16 protein-coding genes and 2 pseudogenes are annotated in these 20941 nt (G+C 35.5%); 10 read left to right on the forward strand and 8 right to left on the reverse strand.

Annotated elements, in window-relative coordinates; all coding sequences use genetic code 11:
- Positions 1–746: 746 nt before the first annotated feature.
- Positions 747–2291: pseudogene (locus tag J6569_RS01090) on the forward strand (DNA translocase FtsK); the annotation flags it as partial.
- A 99-nt stretch (positions 2292–2390) separates the two neighbouring features.
- A complete protein-coding gene (gene citG, locus J6569_RS01095) occupies positions 2391–3284 on the forward strand; it encodes a triphosphoribosyl-dephospho-CoA synthase CitG (protein ID WP_296302532.1) in 894 nt (297 codons plus the stop codon).
- 139 nt (positions 3285–3423) lie between these two features.
- Here the strand turns inward: citG and J6569_RS01100 are convergent, their stop codons facing one another.
- The 5 genes from J6569_RS01100 to J6569_RS01120 all read right to left on the reverse strand — a co-directional run bounded on the left by J6569_RS01100 (position 3424) and on the right by J6569_RS01120 (position 10797).
- Positions 3424–4566, reverse strand: coding sequence for an AAA family ATPase (locus tag J6569_RS01100; protein WP_296302533.1), 1143 nt, complete (start codon positions 4564–4566; stop codon positions 3424–3426).
- Complete coding sequence (locus J6569_RS01105) at positions 4563–5426, reverse strand: RNA ligase family protein (RefSeq protein WP_296317233.1); 864 nt, start codon at positions 5424–5426, stop codon at positions 4563–4565. The genes J6569_RS01100 and J6569_RS01105 overlap by 4 nt, the downstream gene beginning before the upstream one ends.
- 813 nt (positions 5427–6239) lie before the next feature.
- Entirely contained in the window at positions 6240–7631 is a 1392-nt protein-coding gene (locus J6569_RS01110) for a hypothetical protein (RefSeq protein WP_296317235.1), read from the reverse strand.
- A gap of 859 nt (positions 7632–8490) precedes the next feature.
- Positions 8491–9192 (reverse strand): response regulator, encoded by a 702-nt coding sequence (locus J6569_RS01115; protein ID WP_034914423.1) that lies wholly within the window; start codon positions 9190–9192, stop codon positions 8491–8493.
- A gap of 15 nt (positions 9193–9207) precedes the next feature.
- Positions 9208–10797, reverse strand: coding sequence for a sensor histidine kinase (locus J6569_RS01120; RefSeq protein ID WP_174798669.1), 1590 nt, complete (start codon positions 10795–10797; stop codon positions 9208–9210).
- Between the two features lie 277 nt (positions 10798–11074).
- Between J6569_RS01120 and J6569_RS01125 the strand changes: the two are divergent.
- The 7 genes and pseudogenes from J6569_RS01125 to citX form a co-directional block, all read left to right on the forward strand.
- Positions 11075–12361 (forward strand): annotated as a pseudogene (locus J6569_RS01125) (2-hydroxycarboxylate transporter family protein); the annotation flags it as partial.
- Positions 12362–12455: 94 nt separating this feature from the next.
- The gene (locus J6569_RS01130; RefSeq protein WP_065589426.1) at positions 12456–13295 is read left to right on the forward strand and encodes a fumarylacetoacetate hydrolase family protein; all 840 of its coding nucleotides are present in this window, start codon (positions 12456–12458) and stop codon (positions 13293–13295) included.
- 10 nt (positions 13296–13305) lie between these two features.
- Positions 13306–14340: a [citrate (pro-3S)-lyase] ligase gene (gene citC / locus J6569_RS01135; RefSeq protein WP_065589425.1), complete on the forward strand. Its 1035-nt coding sequence runs from the start codon at positions 13306–13308 to the stop codon at positions 14338–14340.
- A gap of 21 nt (positions 14341–14361) precedes the next feature.
- Complete coding sequence (citD, locus tag J6569_RS01140) at positions 14362–14652, forward strand: citrate lyase acyl carrier protein (protein WP_065589424.1); 291 nt, start codon at positions 14362–14364, stop codon at positions 14650–14652.
- A complete protein-coding gene (gene citE, locus J6569_RS01145) occupies positions 14649–15536 on the forward strand; it encodes a citrate (pro-3S)-lyase subunit beta (protein WP_034914409.1) in 888 nt (295 codons plus the stop codon). Before citD ends, citE begins: the two co-directional genes overlap by 4 nt.
- Before the next feature lie 12 nt (positions 15537–15548).
- Positions 15549–17078 carry a citrate lyase subunit alpha gene (gene citF, locus J6569_RS01150; protein ID WP_065589423.1) on the forward strand — a complete coding sequence of 510 codons (1530 nt, stop codon included), beginning with the start codon at positions 15549–15551 and terminating at the stop codon, positions 17076–17078.
- 76 nt (positions 17079–17154) lie between these two features.
- Positions 17155–17706: a citrate lyase holo-[acyl-carrier protein] synthase gene (citX, locus tag J6569_RS01155; RefSeq protein WP_065589422.1), complete on the forward strand. Its 552-nt coding sequence runs from the start codon at positions 17155–17157 to the stop codon at positions 17704–17706.
- Positions 17707–17783: 77 nt separating this feature from the next.
- On the opposite strand, the gene metB is transcribed toward citX, so the two are convergent.
- Positions 17784–18950 carry a cystathionine gamma-synthase gene (metB, locus tag J6569_RS01160; protein ID WP_174798671.1) on the reverse strand — a complete coding sequence of 389 codons (1167 nt, stop codon included), beginning with the start codon at positions 18948–18950 and terminating at the stop codon, positions 17784–17786.
- 177 nt (positions 18951–19127) lie between these two features.
- Between metB and metJ the strand changes: the two genes are divergently transcribed.
- Positions 19128–19439 (forward strand): met regulon transcriptional regulator MetJ, encoded by a 312-nt coding sequence (metJ, locus tag J6569_RS01165; RefSeq protein ID WP_034914400.1) that lies wholly within the window; start codon positions 19128–19130, stop codon positions 19437–19439.
- Positions 19440–19529: 90 nt separating this feature from the next.
- Here metJ and rpmE read toward each other — a convergent pair whose 3' ends face one another.
- Positions 19530–19745, reverse strand: a complete 216-nt coding sequence (gene rpmE / locus J6569_RS01170) for a 50S ribosomal protein L31 (protein WP_034914396.1) — start codon at positions 19743–19745, stop codon at positions 19530–19532.
- Positions 19746–19885: 140 nt separating this feature from the next.
- Positions 19886–20938, reverse strand: a complete 1053-nt coding sequence (gene degS / locus J6569_RS01175; protein WP_174798672.1) for an outer membrane-stress sensor serine endopeptidase DegS — start codon at positions 20936–20938, stop codon at positions 19886–19888.
- Positions 20939–20941 lie beyond the last annotated feature (3 nt).

The raw sequence follows: 20941 nt of genomic DNA on the forward strand, positions 1-20941 counted from the left end.
ATATCATTCCAACATCAAATACTATCTCTAGTGTTGAAACAACTCAAAATCAGACTGCAAATACCATCATATCGGCTGACGATAAAACAATCTCAATAAAAACAACCGATGAATTAATCAATTCATCCCACAAAGATACTCAAGTACCGCAGTCAACAACAGCGCCCCTAACAAGTGATAATCCACCAAATAAAGAGCTCGATCCTAACGAGATTTTATCTCGCCTTGAATCAATTATTCAAAACATGAATGGAAACAAAGCTACTCCAGAGCAAGAGCAAACCTTGTCTTCATCAATAGAACAAATAAAACAGGTAATACAAACACAAAAATCAGAAGAAAAACTACCATTCGATGAACCAGAAAAATACACAATTTCAGATGCACCAAGTAAACCACTGTTTACATCAGTACACAACGAACCCAAAATTAATTTTACTAATGAACAAACACCGTTTGAATCATCCATCAACCTTTCAGCTATAGAAACAACTGAAACCAAACAACCATTTATTCAAGAACCACAGGTTATTACAAGTACAAAAGACACTGCATCTATAGAAGATACACAAAACATAACAGATACAAAGACTGAAACTGAAATAAAAGAAGTGAAAGCAGACGTAGAGCAACTAGAATATGTTGACACTGAAGCTCTAAAAAAAGCAAATCCAATTATTGACGATATCTATCCTGAAGAAGATCGTGTTGAAGATATTCAACATAATCATTTCAATGAAAATGACGAAGATAGCTTAATTCATCCGTTATTAAGACGTAATGATAAACCGTTACCTAAACCGACTACACCACTACCGTCACTGAACTTATTAACTGCGCCACCAACAGCTCGAATCGAAGTCGATCATGGTGCCTTAAACGCAATGTCGGAACTGATTGAAAAAAGTTTATCGGATTATCGAGTGAAGGCAAAAGTGGTTGATTATTTACCGGGACCTGTGATTACTCGATTTGAAATTGAACTTGCACCGGGTATCAAAGCGGCACGAATTTCAACGCTAGATCGTGACTTAGCACGATCATTATCAATGCCATCGGTTCGTGTAGTTGAAGTTATTCCGGGAAAACCTTATGTAGGTATTGAATTGCCCAATAAAAATCGTCAAACAGTCTATTTTAGAGAAGTCTTAGACAGCCCTCAATTTAAAGATGCTCAATCGCCGTTAACTGTCGTATTAGGGAAAGATATTGCTGGGCAATCAGTGGTTGCTGATCTTGCTAAAATGCCTCATTTACTTGTTGCTGGTACTACTGGCTCGGGTAAATCAGTTGGTGTTAATGCGATGATTTTAAGCATTTTATATAAATCGCAACCTGAAGATGTCAGGTTTATTATGATTGACCCCAAAATGCTAGAGTTATCTATTTATGAAGGAATACCACATTTATTAACACAAGTGGTTACTGATATGAAAGATGCCGCTAATGCATTAAATTGGTGTGTTAACGAAATGGAACGACGCTATCGTCTAATGTCAGCATTAGGTGTGCGTAATATTGCTGGTTATAACGAAAAAATAAAACTAGCAGAACAAATGGGCAGACCAATTCCCGATCCACTTTGGAAACCAACTGATAGTATGGATCTTAATATGCCGACACTCGAAAAATTACCCTATATTGTGGTCATGGTCGATGAGTTTGCTGATTTGATTATGGCTGTCGGTAAAAAAGTCGAAGAACTAATTGCACGGCTTGCTCAAAAAGCGCGAGCAGCAGGTATTCATCTAGTCTTAGCCACACAACGTCCATCGGTGGATGTCATTACGGGCTTAATCAAAGCGAATATACCAACTCGTATCGCTTTTACAGTATCAAGCAAAATTGATTCTCGCACTATTTTAGATCAAATGGGAGCAGAATCATTACTTGGTATGGGAGATATGCTTTATTTAGCCCCTAATAGCTCCATTCCAATTCGTGTTCACGGTGCATTTGTGCGTGATGAAGAAGTGCACGCCGTTGTGCAAGATTGGAAAGCACGTGGCACACCAAAATACGTTGAAAATGTCACAGTTGCGACCGATGATAGCGAAAATGGCAATTCCAACTCGTCAGATGAAGAACTCGATCCATTATTTGACCAAGTTGTTGCTTTTGTCATAGAAACACGAAGAGCTTCTATCTCTAGCGTACAACGAAAATTTAGAATTGGCTACAACCGAGCAGCCCGAATTGTCGAACAAATGGAAGTAGAAGGCATTATTAGCGCCCCAAGCCATAATGGAAATCGGGAAGTACTAGCTGTATCAACACATAACGATTATTAGTTTTATCACACACCAATCCATTTAAAAGAGTGGCTTGGTGTTTACATCATAGCATCATGCAAATTAATTAAATCGAATCCCTATAGGTAACCAATAGTAATGAGTGATTATTCTCAGCAAGTAGCATTATTAGAATTACAACTCAATAATGACCCTAACCGATGTTTACCTGCGCAATTAGCAACTAAAGCATTAATCAAAGAAATTTGCTTATCACCAAAACCCGGATTAGTTGATATGAATAATAGTGGAGCACATCGTGATATGGATTTCCAGACCTTTATTCAAAGTATTAGTGCTATTTGTGTCTGGTTTGAACGTTTTTACCAATATGGTAAAACATCAGCTTTGCATAAAAATCAACTTTTTTTAGCTGGCATTAGACCAATTGGTATTAATTGCGAACAAGCGATGTTTAAAGCCACCAATCAAGTTAATACTCATAAAGGCGGGATATTTGCCTTTGGTTTGCTGCTCGGCGCTATTGGCAAGTTAGAGCAATTAAACTTACCAATCAATATACAAAGCATTTGTAACGAAGTTTCATCCATTTGCCAAGGCATTGTTCAAAGCGAGCTAAAACAAAATAATCTAACAAATTCTGTTGGTGAAAAGCTATTTAAACTCCATAACCTTACAGGAGCAAGAGGAGAAGCAGAATCAGGTTATGCAACAGTTAGAAATATCTCACTGCCTATCTTTCAACAAATGCAAAAGAACGGCTATGATGAAGAAACTTGCTTATTACAAGCGATGTTACATTTACTTGCTTTTAATCAAGACACTAATGTAGTTTCACGAGGTGGACTTGATGGCTTGACCTTTGTCCAAGAACAATCGAAAAAACTCATCAAACAAGGTGGGGTAATCAATCCCAAAGTACGAGAAAATTTATATCATCTTGACAGTGAATTAATAAAACGTAATTTAAGCCCTGGCGGATCGGCGGATTTAATTGCGATTACTTGGTTTTTGTCTCAATATAATGGATAAAACAAGACAATAAAAAGATAAGATTTATTGATATAAAAAGTAATTAAAAATAACAGAATTTAATATTTAACACTATTCTCCAATTAATTTTGGGGCTTTAATATCGGCCCCAATTAATATAACCAAAGATGAGTAATAATTATTGATTAATAAAATAACTCACCTTATGTGCTTCAGTCGGTAATGGAACTTCCCATTTATTTAATAACCGCTGAATTGCTTTATTTGGCAACGTAGTATCTCGTGCCGAATTACGGCGATACAACTCTTTTTCTGGTTGTTCAAGATAGACAATTTCCACATTCGCATGATAAGCATAAAGCAAATCGAGTGCTTTTTGACGCATTTCTTGCGATAAGTGGGTCGCATTCCAAATAAAAGGTTGTTTTGTTCTTAACCACTGTTTAACCTTTGCTAACACAAACTGAATAACCAGCCCTTCGTTTTCACCGTGCTTTAGTTTTAGCTCAGATCTAGCATCATCATAAGAAGCAACATCCCATGTTGGATAATGTTTACTCACCCAACTATTTTTACCCGATGCAGGTAAACCAGCTAGCATAATCACCTTAGATCCTTCTTGAGGATATAATGCATAATCGGGTAATACATTACTACCTCGAAAATATTCGATACGAGTATAATCATCAACAAATTGGCGAGGTTGATATAAACACCCTTCTTCAAGTGCCAATTGCCTAAAGAGTTCAACTTCATCAAGCGCTCGGCGTTTATCAGCACAAATACGACCTTCCATATCTGCTTTAGCTTGCAAACACAACATCCAAATAGGCAATTGCCACGATAAGCGGTGAATTAAATATTCGGGTGATTTATTTCTTACGCCATCACTTAAAGCAAAAAAAGGCACTTGATGTACACTAATAATTCGGCAGATTTGTTCCCGCAAATCAAATGGCACCCCCATTCGCCATAATAATATACGACTACGGATCTCGCCTTTTTTGGAATGCCTTGGTTGTGTAATTTTACCTGTCAACTCATCTATGACGGTGGTTTCTGGCTTAGCGATATCATGTAATAAAGCAGTCATAAATAATACAAACTGCTCATCTTCTGTTGCGTTGGTAAACTCTTCTTGCGTTAATAATGCACGCACAACCATTTGCGTATGAACCCAAACGTTCCCCTCTCCATGATGCGAGGGATCTTGTGGCGTTATTATCAAACTATTCAACTCAGGAATACAGGTTAACCATGGGCTAAAATCATCAGTTGCCAACGTACTTGCTATTTGTTGTTTTAGTACTTGGTAATTCATAATTTACCCCCGTTTAGGCATCCATTATTCCAATTCACTGTTAATTGAGGTGTATATAACTCAACACCTTGAGCCAATTGGTTTGGAATAAAAGGCTGTTCACTATGATGTTGCCCTGCATCTAAAATCGCCTGAACAAAATCCTGCCTAACCCATTTTAATCGATCAATGGTTTGTTCTTCCGATTCGATTTTAAGATATAACCCTTCCATCAAGTCAGAGTTATCGCATTGTTGCCAAGCTTTGCTTAAGTCAAGCTTTTCACGCATCACGATTTGTTCAAAGCAAGTACGCCAATTAGCGGTTTTAGCCAAAGATGGTTTGACTAACGCCAATAAATCGCTCAATTTAGAAGGTGCAATCCCTGCAAACAACACAGGCACCGATAAAACAGGACCACCAGCTAATAATTGATGTCGCTTTAGGGTAGATAAAAAACAGTTTTGTTGTCTATCCCAAATATCAAACTCGCAAAAATAGTGCGGTAAAGCATCATAAAAAATAGCATGTTTTTTGTGTAACCATTCACCATAAAGAATATAGCGATCTTCTAAACGCTCAAGTAACCAATATTCATGCACGCAAGCCCAATGCTTTAAAAGGTTAAATTGGCGTTCTCGTGAACCACCTATTAAGTAATGTCCTCGAGATTGAAGCAACAGCTCACCACTAGCTGAAAAACTGATAGCACAGTTTGCTCCATCAAGTTTTTCTTCAATAACAATATATTGACCAGCTAATTGCTTATAAGGACGTTGTCCATGTTCACTATCACCAACCTGTAGGCGTGAGCTTTCTAGGTGCGGTGTTCGTGGATATTTAATTAATTCTAAATTTTGAATATAAGATTCCATTGTCATAATGTTTCCTCCAAAAAAATAAGGGAAAACCGACAAGGCAAAAATCTATAGATTGAATTGCAACGAAAGGGCTTAGATAATACTAAGCAAAAGACAATATGATAGAAGATACCAAGTCGGCATTAAGATAAAGTGTTAACTACAGGCATTTTGCCACCTCGCTATAACAAAAAATTCAGGTTAAAAAAACGGCGCTATTATCAACAGTTGCTCATGCTTTGTCAAGTTTAATTATAATAAATAATCATTTATGGAAATAACTAATTATAAATTATTTGTTTTTGCAAAAAATACAAATAAAATCAACACTCTAACTGACTATTTTTGCTACAGCCTTTATCAGCTCTGGGCTCATTCTAATGCTAGATTAATGACTATATTAACCTTTAGGTGTTGTGAAAAATCGAAATATTTTTCTATAAAACAGCTTAGATATTAAATTGATTTTATTAAATTTTTATTGGTTATTTTTTAATGGAATTAAATAATTATAGTCCGTTTTTGGGGATTTTGTATTTAAGTAAAGTCTATGTGGATGAGGTTAAGTTTCGGACGTTTTAACCTTTGGGAAAATAAATAACGCTAGAGTCAACATCCGAAACATTACCGAACAAATTACATTTAAAACTTACCCTTTTAATGCCAACCATGCCTATGCGTAGTCGGTCGGGAGCATTTTTTGACTTTCAGTCATTAATGCAGTCATACCTGCTCAGCGTCCAACTGAGCGGGGGCTGGATTCTTTGTTAGATTACCTCTATTTGTACCAGAATCGCCCCTTCGCCCTAAGGATTAAGGACTAAACGCTAAAAACTAAGGTGTGGTGCAAACAGCATAATAGCCGAAGGTGGCACCCATGTTATTGCTATTGATATAGCCTGTGTCGGAGTAGACATAAAACTGACTGTTAGATATGGCATCACTCATCCAGTAACCATAGTGGGAGTGGGTGCTGTAGGCGAAGTCCGCATCAGCATAATGAGACATGTAGCCCCACTCCGTGAAAAATCCAGCTCCAATTCGACGCTGGTAACCATTCCAAACTGAAGAAGGCGTGGCGCCAGAAATAGGAACACTAGCTGTTCTGACTGCATTGGTTAAATCTCTTACCTGCGAAAGACGATACCCCAAACGACTACACCATGTTGTTTGAACAGGAACTGTATCGTATTTACTTCCTCGGTTAACAAACCACTGCTTTAACTTAAATCCATACCTTACCACTACATTATTACTACGATCCTTTCCCACTAACTCAAAGGTTTTTGGTAACCTTGGCTTAGCTATTCGATTAGGATTAGGGTTGTTCCATTGATTTCTTGCCTCTGGACCTGTTAGCCTAACACGAGCTACGGCTTTTCCCTTATCCCAATTAGGAATCCACCTATCATTAGGTACAACATTTGCCACTGTTGCAGTAATTCCCTCATGCGTGACAGGTGCCCATGTCAATTCATTTATATCTACTCCACTTATGAGTAAATCAAAATATAAATTATGCGCACCTGTAGTTGGGAAATTTAAATCGTAAGATGATGAACTTGTAGATTGAGTTAGAAAACCCTTAGTAGTACTCCATATGCTAGATGGGCCAGCAAATTTAGGATTGTCGTTAGAATCGATACCAGTCGTACCACCATATAGCAAATTCGGCCTGACCGAACAAATAACTGGTTGTGGCGGCGGAGTGATATAATACACCGCAGTACCTTCACTGAAAGTACTACTTTTGGGCACGCCATACTGCGTTGCTAAACTACCTCCCGTACTACTTAATGTTATCTTATAAGGTGCCTTACAAATATCTAATGCATCACGACGACTAACGGTATTACCATTTTTATCCGTAAATGATACCGATATATTCCCCATTGCCGTTACCTGATTATCACCATCATCATCGCCCCATTTACCCTGTGTCACCAAATCATTTAAGCTCACTGAATCAGCTGGCTGGACTATCATATCGATATTAGCCAAAGTATCCCCTATATTAGGTAACTCGATTGGCACTGTCGATGATGAAGGATTATTTTGCGGTGTGAATGTTCGTCCATTTGATAATTTAATAGTTAATAAGTCATCTGTTTTAGTCACTTTAGTAACACCGCCATCAAAAGTTAAATAAGGCGCAGTACCATGAATGCGCTCAGAAGTCGTGGCCGATAATGCCTGCGATTCAAAAGAGTATGGCAATAACAACAATAGCGCTAATACCAATGGAACTTTTGAAAATAATTTTATGGATAATTTCGAAGATATAAATGAGTTTCGTGCAAAAACTCGTCGAATAGGGTTATTTGATAAATTTAAGACGTAGGTTAGCCAGTGCTTGTGCCTTGTGCCAAAAATGATACTGCATTACGTTCCTCGTGTCAAGTAATATTTTGTTTTATTTGGATTTTTTATAATTATTCGCTTATTTTCCTATAGCAATAAGAGTATAGCCGTTTAAAAAATAGTTGGCTAGTTTTTTAGCGGACTTTTTTGTAAAGAAATGTAAAGATGAAAACGATTCGGTTTTATAGATAGGTTAATTTTATAATTAAAATAGGGTGTTATGTTTCCGTCATTTTGAGATTTGGTGAAATTATTAATATCTACACCTACATTCCAGCTCACCCTATTTAGTGGAATAACCTCGGTTAGCTATTGGCATATTTAAACCCCATGGTAAAGCAAGTATATTAATCTTGTGGTATTGTTAGATTTTTTGCTCTAAAAACGTTCAGGTAGAGCATTGATTTTATTGAAGTTTTTTATTTCATTTTTTTAATTAAATCAGACAGTTATAGAGGACAGTGGTATTGTTTGAAGTAGTGGTTTTAAATATTTTTCCCTTTTGGGGAAATGAGTAGTATCGGTGGTAACATCCGATCCAAACATCCTTGTTTGGCGTACTACCTTACTCAGTTGCTGCGTATTCTAACGCCAAAATAAGGTAGATATAGGTATTTGGTTGTTATATAAGCTGTTTTTTCCTTTGTTACTAGTACCAATAACTAAAAAAAACTCAAATAGGTATGTTTTCAAAGCTAGTATTTTATCTGAAACAGATAAAATACTATTTCCCTAAACGTTTATATAGCCTTTCTGGTCGTCCAATTTTTCCATGATTAAGTTCGACTGTTAATAATTTGATTTGTACACAATATTCTAAATATCGCCTAGCGGTCGTTTTGCTAATATTGGCTTTTTCGACTATTTCGTCAACAGTGAGTGCTTTATCGGTTTGCATAAATAAGTCTTTGACTTTTTGTAGCGTGATTTCTTCAATCCCTTTGGAGTGGCGGTTCATATCAACAAAATCTTTAGTTTGCAAATTGAAAAGTTCGTCTATTTTTCGTTGATTGACATGTTTTTGTAGGCTTTGTCGGTATAAAAATAGTTCAAAACGCTCAAGCGAGTGTTTTAGCCTTTGGTAAGATACGGGCTTTATTAAGTAGTCAAAAGCGCCATAACGAATCGCTTTACTACAAGTATCCATATCACTTGCGGCTGTAATAAAAATAACATAGCAATCTAGATGATTATTTATGATGTATTCAAATAATTCTATTCCTTTGCCGTCAGGTAAATAATTATCGAGTAATATTAAGGTCGGTTTTAGTTTTTCTACCATTATTTTAGCTTCTTCTAGTGTTGAAGCTATTCCAATTACTTTAACCTTTGTATCTTTTTGAATAAACTCTGCATTTAGTTCTGCTAAAATTGGCTCATCTTCAACAATAAGCACTTTGATATTATCTTCTTGAAATTGATTCATATAATTGCCTTTTTATTATTTAGGTATAAATACAGAAAAAATTGTTCCATAAGGGGTATTATCTTCAAATGTAATATAACCATTGGCCTTTTTTATATAGGTCGAAACAAGGTGTAAACCAATACCGTGTTCTTTACCTTCTTGCGATGTGACGCCAGGTTCGAAAATTGAATCGCGAATATTTTCATCAATGCCACAGCCTTGATCAGTTACCTCTAATACAACTTCATTTGTTGCGTCGCTTAGATAGAGATAAATGGTTTTATCACCACGATCATTTTTTAAGCTAGCATTAAAAGCATTATCAAGCAAATTTCCTAAAATTGACATAAATTCTATTTCGGTGATAAGTGAAGGTAATGCATTTAATTGGCATGCTGGATCAAATACTAGATTTAAGCCAATTTCGTGTGCTTTTGAATATTTGCCAATTAATAAACCACATATAGCCGGCACATTAAAATGTTTGGTAATAAAGTCTAAATTACTTTGGTTATCGGCAGAATGCAATGCAATAAATGATTGCGCTTCATCATACCGTTTCATATATATTAAACCTGATAGCGTTGCTAACCAGTTAAGATGTTCATGCCTTAATGCGCGTAAATTATCGACATATTGTGTTACTTGCGTTAATTGCATACTTAATACATTAATATCATCAAAATTACGAAAAGTAATTACCCAGCCTTGAATTTTATCATCAATAACCACTCGAACTCGGCTGGCAATAACAATCATGTTATTGAAATAGCATATATGATCGTGTATGTCTTCAGTTTGATTTTCTTTTTTGTAGATAAAGTCACTTGAGGTGATAAATTCGCTTAAATCATGTTTATGTAACTCGTCATCATTTATCTTAATATCTAACATTGTGCGAGCAGATTGATTAATATTGATAATTTTATAATTAAGATCAATGGCGATAACACCTTCAAAAATCGATTCCATGATCGACTTTTGGCTTTTTACCAGTAGTGCGATTGCTTTAGGCTCTAAATTGAACATCTGTTTTTTAATTGCTTTTGAAAAACAGTATGAAAAGATAAATAATGCTAAGAATAACAAGGAACAAAAAATGATAAACGGTATAAACTGTTTTATATGCAATGCATAAATACCATCAATCATATAACCGACCGAGACTATACCAATAATCTTACCGTTTTCAATAATTGGAGCTTTCCCCCTTAATGCTAGACCAAGAGAACCCTCACTAATAGTGATGCTACTATTACCGTTAAGAACCTCTTGATTATCCCCTCCTACCATGGGGGAATGTAAAGGGCTATTAGCTGTATGAAATAAACGGTTAGCATTAGCATCGCCAATAACAATATAGCTTGCATCACTTTGTTTAAATATATCTGTGATTAAATTAGCTATTTTATTTGTGTCTTTATCTTTGACATATTCAATTAAACTTGGTAAAACAGATAACTCTTTTGCTTGAATTTGCGCTTTTTCGCCCAAACTTCGATACAAATTTGTTTCAGTTGTGTTCCAAATATAGCTTTGTAATAGCGCAAGAACAATCAACGAAAAAAACAAAAGCGATAAAAAAAGTTTTGTGGTAAATGATAAGTGGATTTTTCTTCGCATTTTTGTATTTTCTTTTCAAATTAAGTTCAAATAAGTGTATCACAGCATAAAAAAACATATATCCTTTAAAACCATAAAAACCACAGTTAATTTATGATTTATATCACAAAAATTTCATTAATTTTTTGTAAATATACCCGCCAATAATTTTGAATAAATCAACTTATTTTGGAGAAAAAAATTAATGGTGAATTTTAACTCATCTGAGAAAAACATTAATGGAAAAGAATCAACGGGTAAGACTGTTACAGAAAATCTAACAGGTTGGCCATATAATTGGTGGCGTCTGATGGATAACTACAAAATTGGTGTTATCCCACTTCCATTATTTATTATCGCAGGTATTCTTATTTTCGCTGAAGTGTTAGTAACAGGTAAATTACCTAGCGAAATCGTTGTAATGGTAGTTACTTGTGCTTTTTTTGGTTTTCTATGTGGCGAAATTGGTAAACGTTTGCCGATCGTTGGAAAAATGGGAGCTGCCGCAATTTGTGCAACCTTTATTCCTTCTGCATTAGTTTATTATGGTATTCTTCCTGAACCAGTCGTTGTTGCAACAAAAAAATTCTATAAAGATACACATATTCTTTATTTATATATCTGTTGTATCATCGTGGGTAGTATTATGAATATGGATAAGAAAACACTTATCCAAGGATTCTTAAAAATCTTCGGCCCAATGGTATGTGGTGAAATCGTTGGTATGCTTGTTGGTGTCGGCGTTGGTTATTTACTTGGTTTAACACCATTTGAAACATTTTTCTTCTTAGTATTACCTATTATGGCTGGTGGTGTTGGTGAAGGTGCAATTCCACTTTCAATCGGGTACGCTTCAATCTTAGGTATGGAACAAGGTGATGCGCTTGGTCGTGTTTTACCAATCGTAATGTTAGGTGGTTTAACTGGTATTATTTGTGGTGGTATTTTAAATCGTATTGGTAAAGCTTATCCGCACTTAACTGGTAACGGTCGACTATTACCAGCAGATGATGAAGTTGCTGATAAAAAAGCAGCTAAAACTGAATCGATTATTGATGTAACTACATTCGCTTCAGGTGTATTATTAGCAGCTATTCTTTATATGGTTGGTATGATTGGTCACAAAGTGACTGGTATTCCAGCACCAGTAGGAATGCTATTTGCAGCAGTTTTTGTTAAATTAGTATCTGGTGTTTCACCTAAAGTATTAAGTGGGTCACAAGTTGTTTATAAATTTTTCCAAACGTCTGTTACTTACCCAATTTTATTTGCGGTGGGTGTTGCTATCACTCCTTGGGAAAAAATTGTAGATGCATTCACAATCACAAACCTAATTGTTATTGTTTGTACAGTTGTTAGTTTGGTTACTACTGGTTTCTTTGTTGCTAAAAAACTTGGTATGTATCCTGTTGATGCTGCTGTTATTTCTTGTTGTCAAAGTGGTCAAGGCGGAACTGGTGACGTGGCAATCTTAACTGCTGCAGAACGTATGGAACTTATGCCGTTTGCACAAATTGCAACTCGTATTGGTGGTGCAATTAATGTATCAGTATCATTACTTATTCTCGGCAATTTCTTAGTATAGATTTTACATATTAAATAACAACCTTGGTTTATACTAAGGTTGTTCATTTTTATTTAATATTTACAATTAACAAAATAGCTTTTAAGGAGTTTTCATGAAGCTTGTCAGTTATCTTGTCTCTGGTAGAGCAAGTTTTGGTCTTCTTACTCACAACGGTATTGTTGATTTAAAGCAAAAATTAGGTGATAAATATGCCGATTTAAAATCACTACTTGCCGATAAAGAAGGACTATCTATTGCCAAAACCTACCTTAATGCCCCAAGTGACATTGATGAACAAGACATTACTTATTTACCCGTTATTCCAAATCCAAATAAAATCTTGTGTGTTGGTATGAACTATGCCGAAAAACGAGCAGAATTTAATGAAACCAGTTCAGCACCAACGCTTTTTGTTCGTTTCCCTGATTCTCAAACAGGTCATAAAACCAACATTATTAAACCAGCTATTACTAATGAGTTGGATTATGAAGGAGAATTAGCTATTATTATAGGTAAAGCTGGTTTTCGCATTAAGCAAGAAGATGCGTTATCATATGTAGCTGGCTATAGCTGTTATATGGATGGTTCTATTCGCGACTGGCAATATACTTGGTTTACCGCAGGTAAAAACTGGCCTAGCACTGGTGCTTTCGGTCCATGTATTACAACAAGCGATGAAATTCCTGATCCAAAAGTATTATCTTTAACTACTTATTTAAATGGCGAGCAAATGCAACATGATTCAGTTAAAAATCTTGTGCATACTGTGCCTGAATTAATTTCTTATATTAGTACTTTTACACGTTTATCTCCAGGTGATGTTATTCTTACTGGATCACCAGGTGGAGTTGGTAAAAAACGTAATCCTCCAGTATTTATGAAAGATGGCGATACAATTGAAGTCGAAATTACAGGAATTGGTCGACTAACTAATTATGTAGTAGCTGAATAGAGGTAAATTTATGTACGATTTAGTTGATTATGCCGTTGTTGATATTTCTAAAGCAGAACAAGATTATAAAGAAGTTAAACAGTTGCTATCTCGCTCTGATCTTGATCTGGATTCACAAGTTACTGTTTTTATGGTAGCTAAAATCAATGAACAAATTATTGCTTGTGCAGGTATTGATCGCAATATTATTAAATGTGTTGCTATTGATCCTAATTATCGTGGCAATCAACTAAATCTAACCTTGATGGATCATGCAATAAAATATGCCAATGAAAACGGCTATTTTCATCTTTTTCTATATACAAAACCCGAAAATATAGATTTTTTTAAGGGATGTGGGTTTTATCCTATTGTTGAAATAACAGATCTTGTTGTCCTAATGGAAAACAATCCAGTTGGAATAAGGCAATATTGTAAACAACTAAGCACGCAACAAAAAGAAGGGAGCAAAATTGGTAGCATTGTTATGAATGCTAATCCTTTCACTAAAGGCCATCAATATCTTATTCAATATGCTGCAAGTCAATGTGATTGGTTGCATGTTTTTGTTGTCAATGAAAATGCATCGCTATTTTCATTTGATACACGTTTGAAGTTAGTTAAAGATGGTACTAAACAGATACAAAATGTGACGGTACATGCAAGTTCTCCTTATATTATTTCAAGAGCAACATTTCCAACTTATTTTCTAAAAGATAAGACAAAAATCGATCAGGCCTATATGGGTATCGATCTGCTTATATTCCGAAATTATATTGCTCCAGCGCTTAATATTAACTATCGATTTGTTGGAACTGAACCCTATGACGAAGTAACGAAGGCTTATAATGAAGCGATGTCTTATTGGCTTGAAGATAAAGCAGTTAGTAATCACTCCGCAATTACCTTTGTTGAAGTTCAACGAATAACCGAAGGTGATACTATTGTATCAGCTTCATTAGTAAGAAAATTATTGGCATCAGGGCAGTATGAAGAGGTAAAAAAACTAGTTCCATCTACTACATGGGATTACCTTTCAGCTAATTTGGATAAATTTAAAATTTAATACGTTTTAAAAGGTAAAAAAATGAAAATACAAAAAGAAGCCATGGCGGGGACTCTTGAATCTAGCGATTTGTTAGTCAAAGTCATGCCAAACACGGGAATTGAAATTGTTATTAATAGTGATGTTAATAAACAATTTGGCGATCAAATCCGTGCGGTTGTTAATCAAACTTTAAATGAGCTTAATGTAACCGACGGTTTAATCATTATTGATGATAAAGGTGCACTTGATTGCGCTATTAAAGCTAGAGTTCAATGTGCAGTTTTACGTGGCGCAGAAGAAGAAAACTTAGATTGGAGTAAATTACTATGAAAAAATTACGTCGAAGTATGCTATTTCTTCCAGGTGCAAACGCCGCTATGTTATCAACTTCGTTTGTTTATAAGCCTGATTCAATCATGTTCGATCTTGAAGATGCCGTTTCAATTAAGGAAAAAGATTCAGCACGTTTATTAGTTGCACAAACTTTACTTCTTCCTGTTTATAAAGAGCACGGGATTGAAACAGTAGTACGAATCAACGCACTTGATACTCCATTTGGTTTAAAAGATCTTGAAGCAGTTGTACGAGCGGGTGTTGATGTAGTACGTTTACCTATGACTAACTGTGCTGAAGATATTCATGAGTTAGAAGCTCATGTTGAAAGAATCGAAAAAGAGTGTGGGCGTGAAGTTGGTAGCACTAAATTAATGGCTGCAATCGAATCTGCTCAAGGTGTTGTTAATGCCGTTTCTATCGCTAAATCTTCTCCACGTTTAATCGGTATTGCGCTAGCTGCATTTGACTATCTTGTTGATATGCAAACTGAACGTGGCGATGGTACAGAATTATTCTATGCTCGCTGTGCAGTATTGCATGCAGCACGTGTGGCTAAAATTGATGCTTTTGACGTTGTTTACTCTAATGTTAATGATGATGAAGGTTTCTTGAAAGAAGTCAGCTTAATCAAAAAATTAGGTTACAACGGTAAATCGCTCATTAATCCTAGACAAATTGACCTGCTCCACAATGCTTATGCTCCAACAGCAGCTGAAGTTGAACATGCTCAAAAAGTAGTTGAAGCAGCAGAAGAAGGAGAAAGAAAAGGCCTTGGCGTTATTTCTCTAAATGGCAAAATGATTGATGCACCGATTATTGCTCGAGCTAGAAAAGTTATCGAGTTGGCTAAGTATTCTGGTGTACGTAAAGAAATTTGATAGGATTGAAAAATGACTACTTCTATAAACAAAAAAATTGATGATTTGCTTAAACAGCACCCTGATCTCAAGAATATTAAGCCTTTTGTTGATGCTAACGCAACAACTCCATATTTAAAAGATGAGTCTAAATACACGCGTAAATTGTGTGATTCTATTGAGCAAGCAATTAAAAAATGTGAATTGCGTGATGGAATGACTATCTCTTTTCACCATGCATTTCGTGAAGGCGATAAGGTTATCAACAAAGTTGTTGAGACTATCAGTAATTTAGGCATTAAAAATTTGACGCTAGCTTCAAGTTCTTTATTAAGCTGTAACTCAGCGTTAATTCCTCATATCGAATCTGGTGTAATTACTAAAATTTATACCTCTGGTTTACGTGGTAAATTAGCCGATGCGATTTCTCACGGTTTAATGGAAAACCCAGTCCATATCCATTCTCATGGTGGACGTGTAAAACTAATCCAAAGTGGTGAAATTAACATTGATATCGCATTTTTAGCTGTATCAACCGCTGATGAACAAGGTAACGCTAATGGTGTATCAGGAAAATCACAATGTGGTGCTCTAGGTTATGCTATGGTTGATGCGCAATTTGCTAAAAAAGTTGTACTATTAACTGAGGATATTGTTGGATATCCTAACCATCCAGCAAGTATTCGCCAAGATCAAGTTGATTATATTGTTAAAGTTGATGAAGTGGGTGACCCAACTAAAATTAGTGTGGGCGCAGCGCGTATAACTAGCAATCCACGCGAACTGATGATCGCTCGTTATGCAGCTGATGTTATTGAACACTCTGGTTATTTTAAAGATGGTTTTTCAATCCAAACTGGTTCTGGTGCATCGTCAACTGCAGCAACTCGTTTCCTTGAAAATCGCATGCGTGCTAAAAATATCACTGCATCATTTGCTTTAGGTGGTATTACAGCAAGTATTGTTGATCTTCACGAAAAAGGATTAGTTAAACGTTTATTAGATACTCAAAGTTTTGACGGCACTGCGGGGCAATCTTTAGGTAAAAATAAAGATCATATCGAAGTTTCAACTAATGTTTATGCAAATCCTGCCTCAAAAGGTGCAAGTGTTGATGAGCTTGATATTGTTATTTTAAGTGCGTTAGAAATCGACCTTGATTACAATGTTAATGTATTAACTGGTTCTGACGGTGTAATGCGCGGTGCTTCTGGTGGTCACTGTGATACAGCTGCTGGTGCAAACTTAACAATTGTTGTTGCGCCACTCATTCGTAGCCGTATTCCAACAGTAATTAAAAAGGTAACAACATTAGTTACTCCTGGTGAGAGCGTTGATGTGCTAGTCACTGACCATGGTATTGCTGTTAACCCTAATCGTCCAGAAATTGCTGAACGTTTAAAAGCAGCTAATTTACCAATTATGAGCATTGAAGAGCTTTATCAACGTGCTGTGTCTTTAACTGGTGAACCAAAACCAATCGAATTTAATGATAAAATCGTTGGTATCGTACATTTCCGTGATGGCTCTGTTATTGATGTCGTACGCCAAGTTAAAGATTAATTTTAATCTTTATTAATATAGTAATAGCCTGACATGTAAAAGTGTCATGCTATTACTTTTCTATTTGATGAAAAAAATGCAAATTAAATTTGATGATGGCACTCCTATTACCCTTGAGCAAATGCTACTAGCCAAGGAAAAGCGAGTTGAAAACCAAAAGCATGCAATGACATGCTATAAATATCCAATCATATCATTAAGCATAGTTATTCCTGGTCCTATAAAAAACAGTAGCGGAGCCCGTTATCTTTTTGACGAAGCAATTAAAGCTTTACATCTCTGTTTTTTACAAAACGATATAACAATAATCAATGAAGATCATTTCCATTACATTACTGGTTCAGAAGCAATCATAGCAATTAAATGTTCAGCTAAAACCCTTAAAAAATATTGTATTGAAGTCGAAAATAATCATCCCTTAGGGCGTTTGTGGGATATTGATGTTATTGACATTGTTACACAAAATAGCCTGTCACGTTCTCAATTCGAAAATCAACCAAGACAATGTTTGGTCTGCAATGAAGAGGCAAAAATTTGTGGTAGAGCTAAACGGCATTCAATTGATGAAATTTTTACCGCGATAAAAAAGAAAATAGAAAATTTCAGAAAGAATAAAACATCACTTTAATAAAAGTGCAAATAATAGGTTGATGAAATAACATTACAGCATTATATCATCAATCCTTTTTTAATCTAAAAATTCAATTAGATTGTTTCAAGTGCCTGCTGTAAATCAGCTAGTAAATCAGTAATATCTTCTAAACCAACTGAAATACGTAATAGCTGATCTGAAATACCCGCTGTTTTTCGTGCTTCTGCACTAATACCTGAATGTGTCATTGTTGCTGGGTGGCAGACAAGACTCTCAACGCCACCAAGTGATTGAGCTAATGTAATAATTTTAAGCGCTTTTAAAAACTTAGGCATTACATCGGCATTTCCAACCAGTTCAAAACTTAGTAACGAGCCAAACCCTTTTTGTTGTTCTTTAGCAATATCATGCCCAAGATTAGATGGTAAAGAGGGATGAAATACTTTTGCTATTTTTGGGTGATTAACAAGAAACTCAACAACTTTTTGGGCATTTTCTTGTTGCAAATTAACACGTGCAGCAAGAGTTCGTAACCCACGCAATAAAAGATAACTATCAAATGATGAAGTAAGCGTACCAATATTGTTGGCCCACCATAAAACATCTGTAGCAAGCTGTTGGTCTTTGAAGACTAAAATTCCCGCTAATAAATCCGAATGCCCATTTAAAAATTTGGTACAAGAATGGCTGACTATATCAGCACCAAGCTCCAACGGTTTTTGTAAAATTGGCGTCATAAATGTATTATCTACTAAAACCAAAGATCCAACATCATGTGCTTGTTGGGCTATTTTCTTGATATCAACAACACGAAGTAATGGGTTACTTGGTGTTTCAATCAATACTAATTTAGGATGTAAATTAAGTGCTTCTTGTAAAGCTATTGCATCGGACTGATCAACAAATTTCACTTTAAAATAGCCTTTTTGGCTTAGACTATTAAAAAGTCGATAGCTGCCGCCATAACAATCATGAGGAGCAACAACTAAGTCATTTGGCGCTAATAAAGCAACACTGATAAGATGAATTGCTGACATACCACAGTTTGTTAAAATAGCATCTGCACCACCTTCTAATTTCGCAACGGTTTCTTCCACTAATCGTCGACTAGGATTAGCTTTTCGTGCATAATCAAACTTTCTTGGTTTTGCAAATTCTTCATAACGATAACAAGTAGATGGTGTAATAACAGGTACAACACTACCATATTGCTCATCAGTATTAATCCCACCACGAACAGCTATTGTTCCTTGGCTTAAATTGTTGGTTTGACTAACCATAATAATATTCCTCTAAATAATACTTTACTTACTTCAACAACAAATTGTATAAGAATAACACATTCAATAAGGACGTCAACATGTCTAGACGTCTAACTATCTTGGTGTGTAGATTGCAGAAAAATAAAAAAAACGTTAGAATTGCCCACATTATTTGTGATGTAATTTGGTGACAAGATGATGGAATGGAATGGCGAATATATAAGCCCTTATGCTGAACATGGTAAAAAAAGCGAACAAGTAAAAAAAATTACAGTATCAATTCCGTTGAAAGTTTTAAAAATATTGACTGATGAACGCACTCGCCGACAAGTCAATAATTTACGTCATGCAACAAATAGTGAATTATTGTGTGAAGCCTTTCTTCATGCTTATACCGGTCAACCTTTACCTTGTGACGATGATTTACAAAAAGATCGTGAAGACGGTATTCCTAAGCAAGCTAAAAAGATGATGCAAGATTTAGGTATTAATCCCGATTTTGATTGATTATTAACTAAAAAACTAATTTTGAAAAACAAAAGGCGCTTATGCGCCTTTTCTATTATTATTAATTTTGGGACATGGTTTTCCGAAAAATTATTTTTTACCGCCAACCATAGCAAAACGTTGTTTGAACTTATCTACACGTCCACCAGTTGCAACATCACGTTGTTTACCTGTATAGAATGGGTGACATTCGCCACATACGTCAAGATGAATATCATGACCAACAGTAGAATGAGTTTTAATAACGTTACCACAAGAACAAGTTGCTGTAATTGCAGTATATTCTGGATGAATACCTTCTTTCATAATAAACCTCTAAAGTTTTTCGTATCGCTATATAAATGGCCATAAAAGCAAAATCTATACACCATACGAGTGTTAAAAAACATGATAAGACAGCAGATTATACGGCCAATAGTCGAGTTAATCAAGAAATAAAAGAACAATTAAACAGGTAATTGACCTATTGTTAATTGCAGTTCAATCTTTTCCCCATTTCGCTGAACTATAATGGGGACAATTGTACCAGGTTTCAACTCAGCTATTTGATCCATTGTTTCAACAATTGATTTAACAGGTTTATTATCTACCATAATCAGAATATCATTAGCTTGTATTCCCGCTTGTAATGAAGGACCTTCCGCTCTGGTGACTAAAATACCTAACACCACTGGCATATCACTTGGATTTTGAGTTGGTGCAAATTCTAATCCATCAATTCCTATATATCCTCTAATAACTTTTCCATCGCGAATTAATTTATTCATGATTTTAACTGCTAATGCAGTTGGGATAGCAAATCCAATTCCTTCAGGAATATCATTGCCTAGATTTTTTGCAAAGGTAAGAGTATTAATTCCCATTAATTCACCTTTGCTATTTACCAGCGCTCCACCTGAATTGCCATGATTTATTGATGCATCAGTTTGAATAAAATTTTGCCTTCTGTATGGGCTCAATCCATCACGACCTGTAGCACTGATAATACCTTGTGTAATAGTTTGCCCTATATTGTAAGGGTTCCCTATGGCTAATACGACATCACCAATTTTAGGTTCGCGTTGAGGATTTATCAATATAGTGGGGATATTTGAAGCCTCTATTTTTAATACCGCTAGATCAACAAGTTTATCTGAGCCTACAGATAAAGCTTCAAATATTCGTCCATCTTGCAATGCGACGATAATTTGTTCTGCATCTTCAACTACATGATAATTAGTAACAATATACCCATTCCCATTCATAATTACTCCAGAACCGAGCGGAGTTATTGGACTATCTTGTGATTCCTGAGAAAAAGAATTAATTGAGCGGCTATAAATATTAACTACTGCAGGGGCTGCTGTTTTAACAGCACTAGAAAAACTTAATGGATCATCATGAAAAATTGAAGTTGGAAAATTTGATTGGTTTCCTTTTTGTAAAGAAGGAAAAATAATCAATAACACAATAGCTAAAACCGTTCCAATTAATATTGGCCATAGAATTTTTTTGAGCATTAG

The sequence above is a fragment of the Gilliamella sp. genome, from assembly GCF_024104075.1.
Lineage (GTDB): Bacteria > Pseudomonadota > Gammaproteobacteria > Enterobacterales > Orbaceae > Gilliamella > Gilliamella bombi.

Excerpts from the sequence above, each read along its gene's own strand:
- citG (WP_296302532.1), top strand. The coding sequence starts at position 2,391 with ATGAGTGATTATTCTCAGCAAGTAGCATTATTAGAATTACAACTCAAT.
- J6569_RS01100 (WP_296302533.1), bottom strand. The coding sequence starts at position 4,566 with ATGAATTACCAAGTACTAAAACAACAAATAGCAAGTACGTTGGCAACT.
- J6569_RS01105 (WP_296317233.1), bottom strand. The coding sequence starts at position 5,426 with ATGACAATGGAATCTTATATTCAAAATTTAGAATTAATTAAATATCCA.
- J6569_RS01115 (WP_034914423.1), bottom strand. The coding sequence starts at position 9,192 with ATGAATCAATTTCAAGAAGATAATATCAAAGTGCTTATTGTTGAAGAT.
- J6569_RS01120 (WP_174798669.1), bottom strand. The coding sequence starts at position 10,797 with ATGCGAAGAAAAATCCACTTATCATTTACCACAAAACTTTTTTTATCG.
- J6569_RS01130 (WP_065589426.1), top strand. The coding sequence starts at position 12,456 with ATGAAGCTTGTCAGTTATCTTGTCTCTGGTAGAGCAAGTTTTGGTCTT.
- citC (WP_065589425.1), top strand. The coding sequence starts at position 13,306 with ATGTACGATTTAGTTGATTATGCCGTTGTTGATATTTCTAAAGCAGAA.
- citD (WP_065589424.1), top strand. The coding sequence starts at position 14,362 with ATGAAAATACAAAAAGAAGCCATGGCGGGGACTCTTGAATCTAGCGAT.
- citE (WP_034914409.1), top strand. The coding sequence starts at position 14,649 with ATGAAAAAATTACGTCGAAGTATGCTATTTCTTCCAGGTGCAAACGCC.
- citF (WP_065589423.1), top strand. The coding sequence starts at position 15,549 with ATGACTACTTCTATAAACAAAAAAATTGATGATTTGCTTAAACAGCAC.
- citX (WP_065589422.1), top strand. The coding sequence starts at position 17,155 with ATGCAAATTAAATTTGATGATGGCACTCCTATTACCCTTGAGCAAATG.
- metB (WP_174798671.1), bottom strand. The coding sequence starts at position 18,950 with ATGGTTAGTCAAACCAACAATTTAAGCCAAGGAACAATAGCTGTTCGT.
- metJ (WP_034914400.1), top strand. The coding sequence starts at position 19,128 with ATGATGGAATGGAATGGCGAATATATAAGCCCTTATGCTGAACATGGT.
- rpmE (WP_034914396.1), bottom strand. The coding sequence starts at position 19,745 with ATGAAAGAAGGTATTCATCCAGAATATACTGCAATTACAGCAACTTGT.
- degS (WP_174798672.1), bottom strand. The coding sequence starts at position 20,938 with ATGCTCAAAAAAATTCTATGGCCAATATTAATTGGAACGGTTTTAGCT.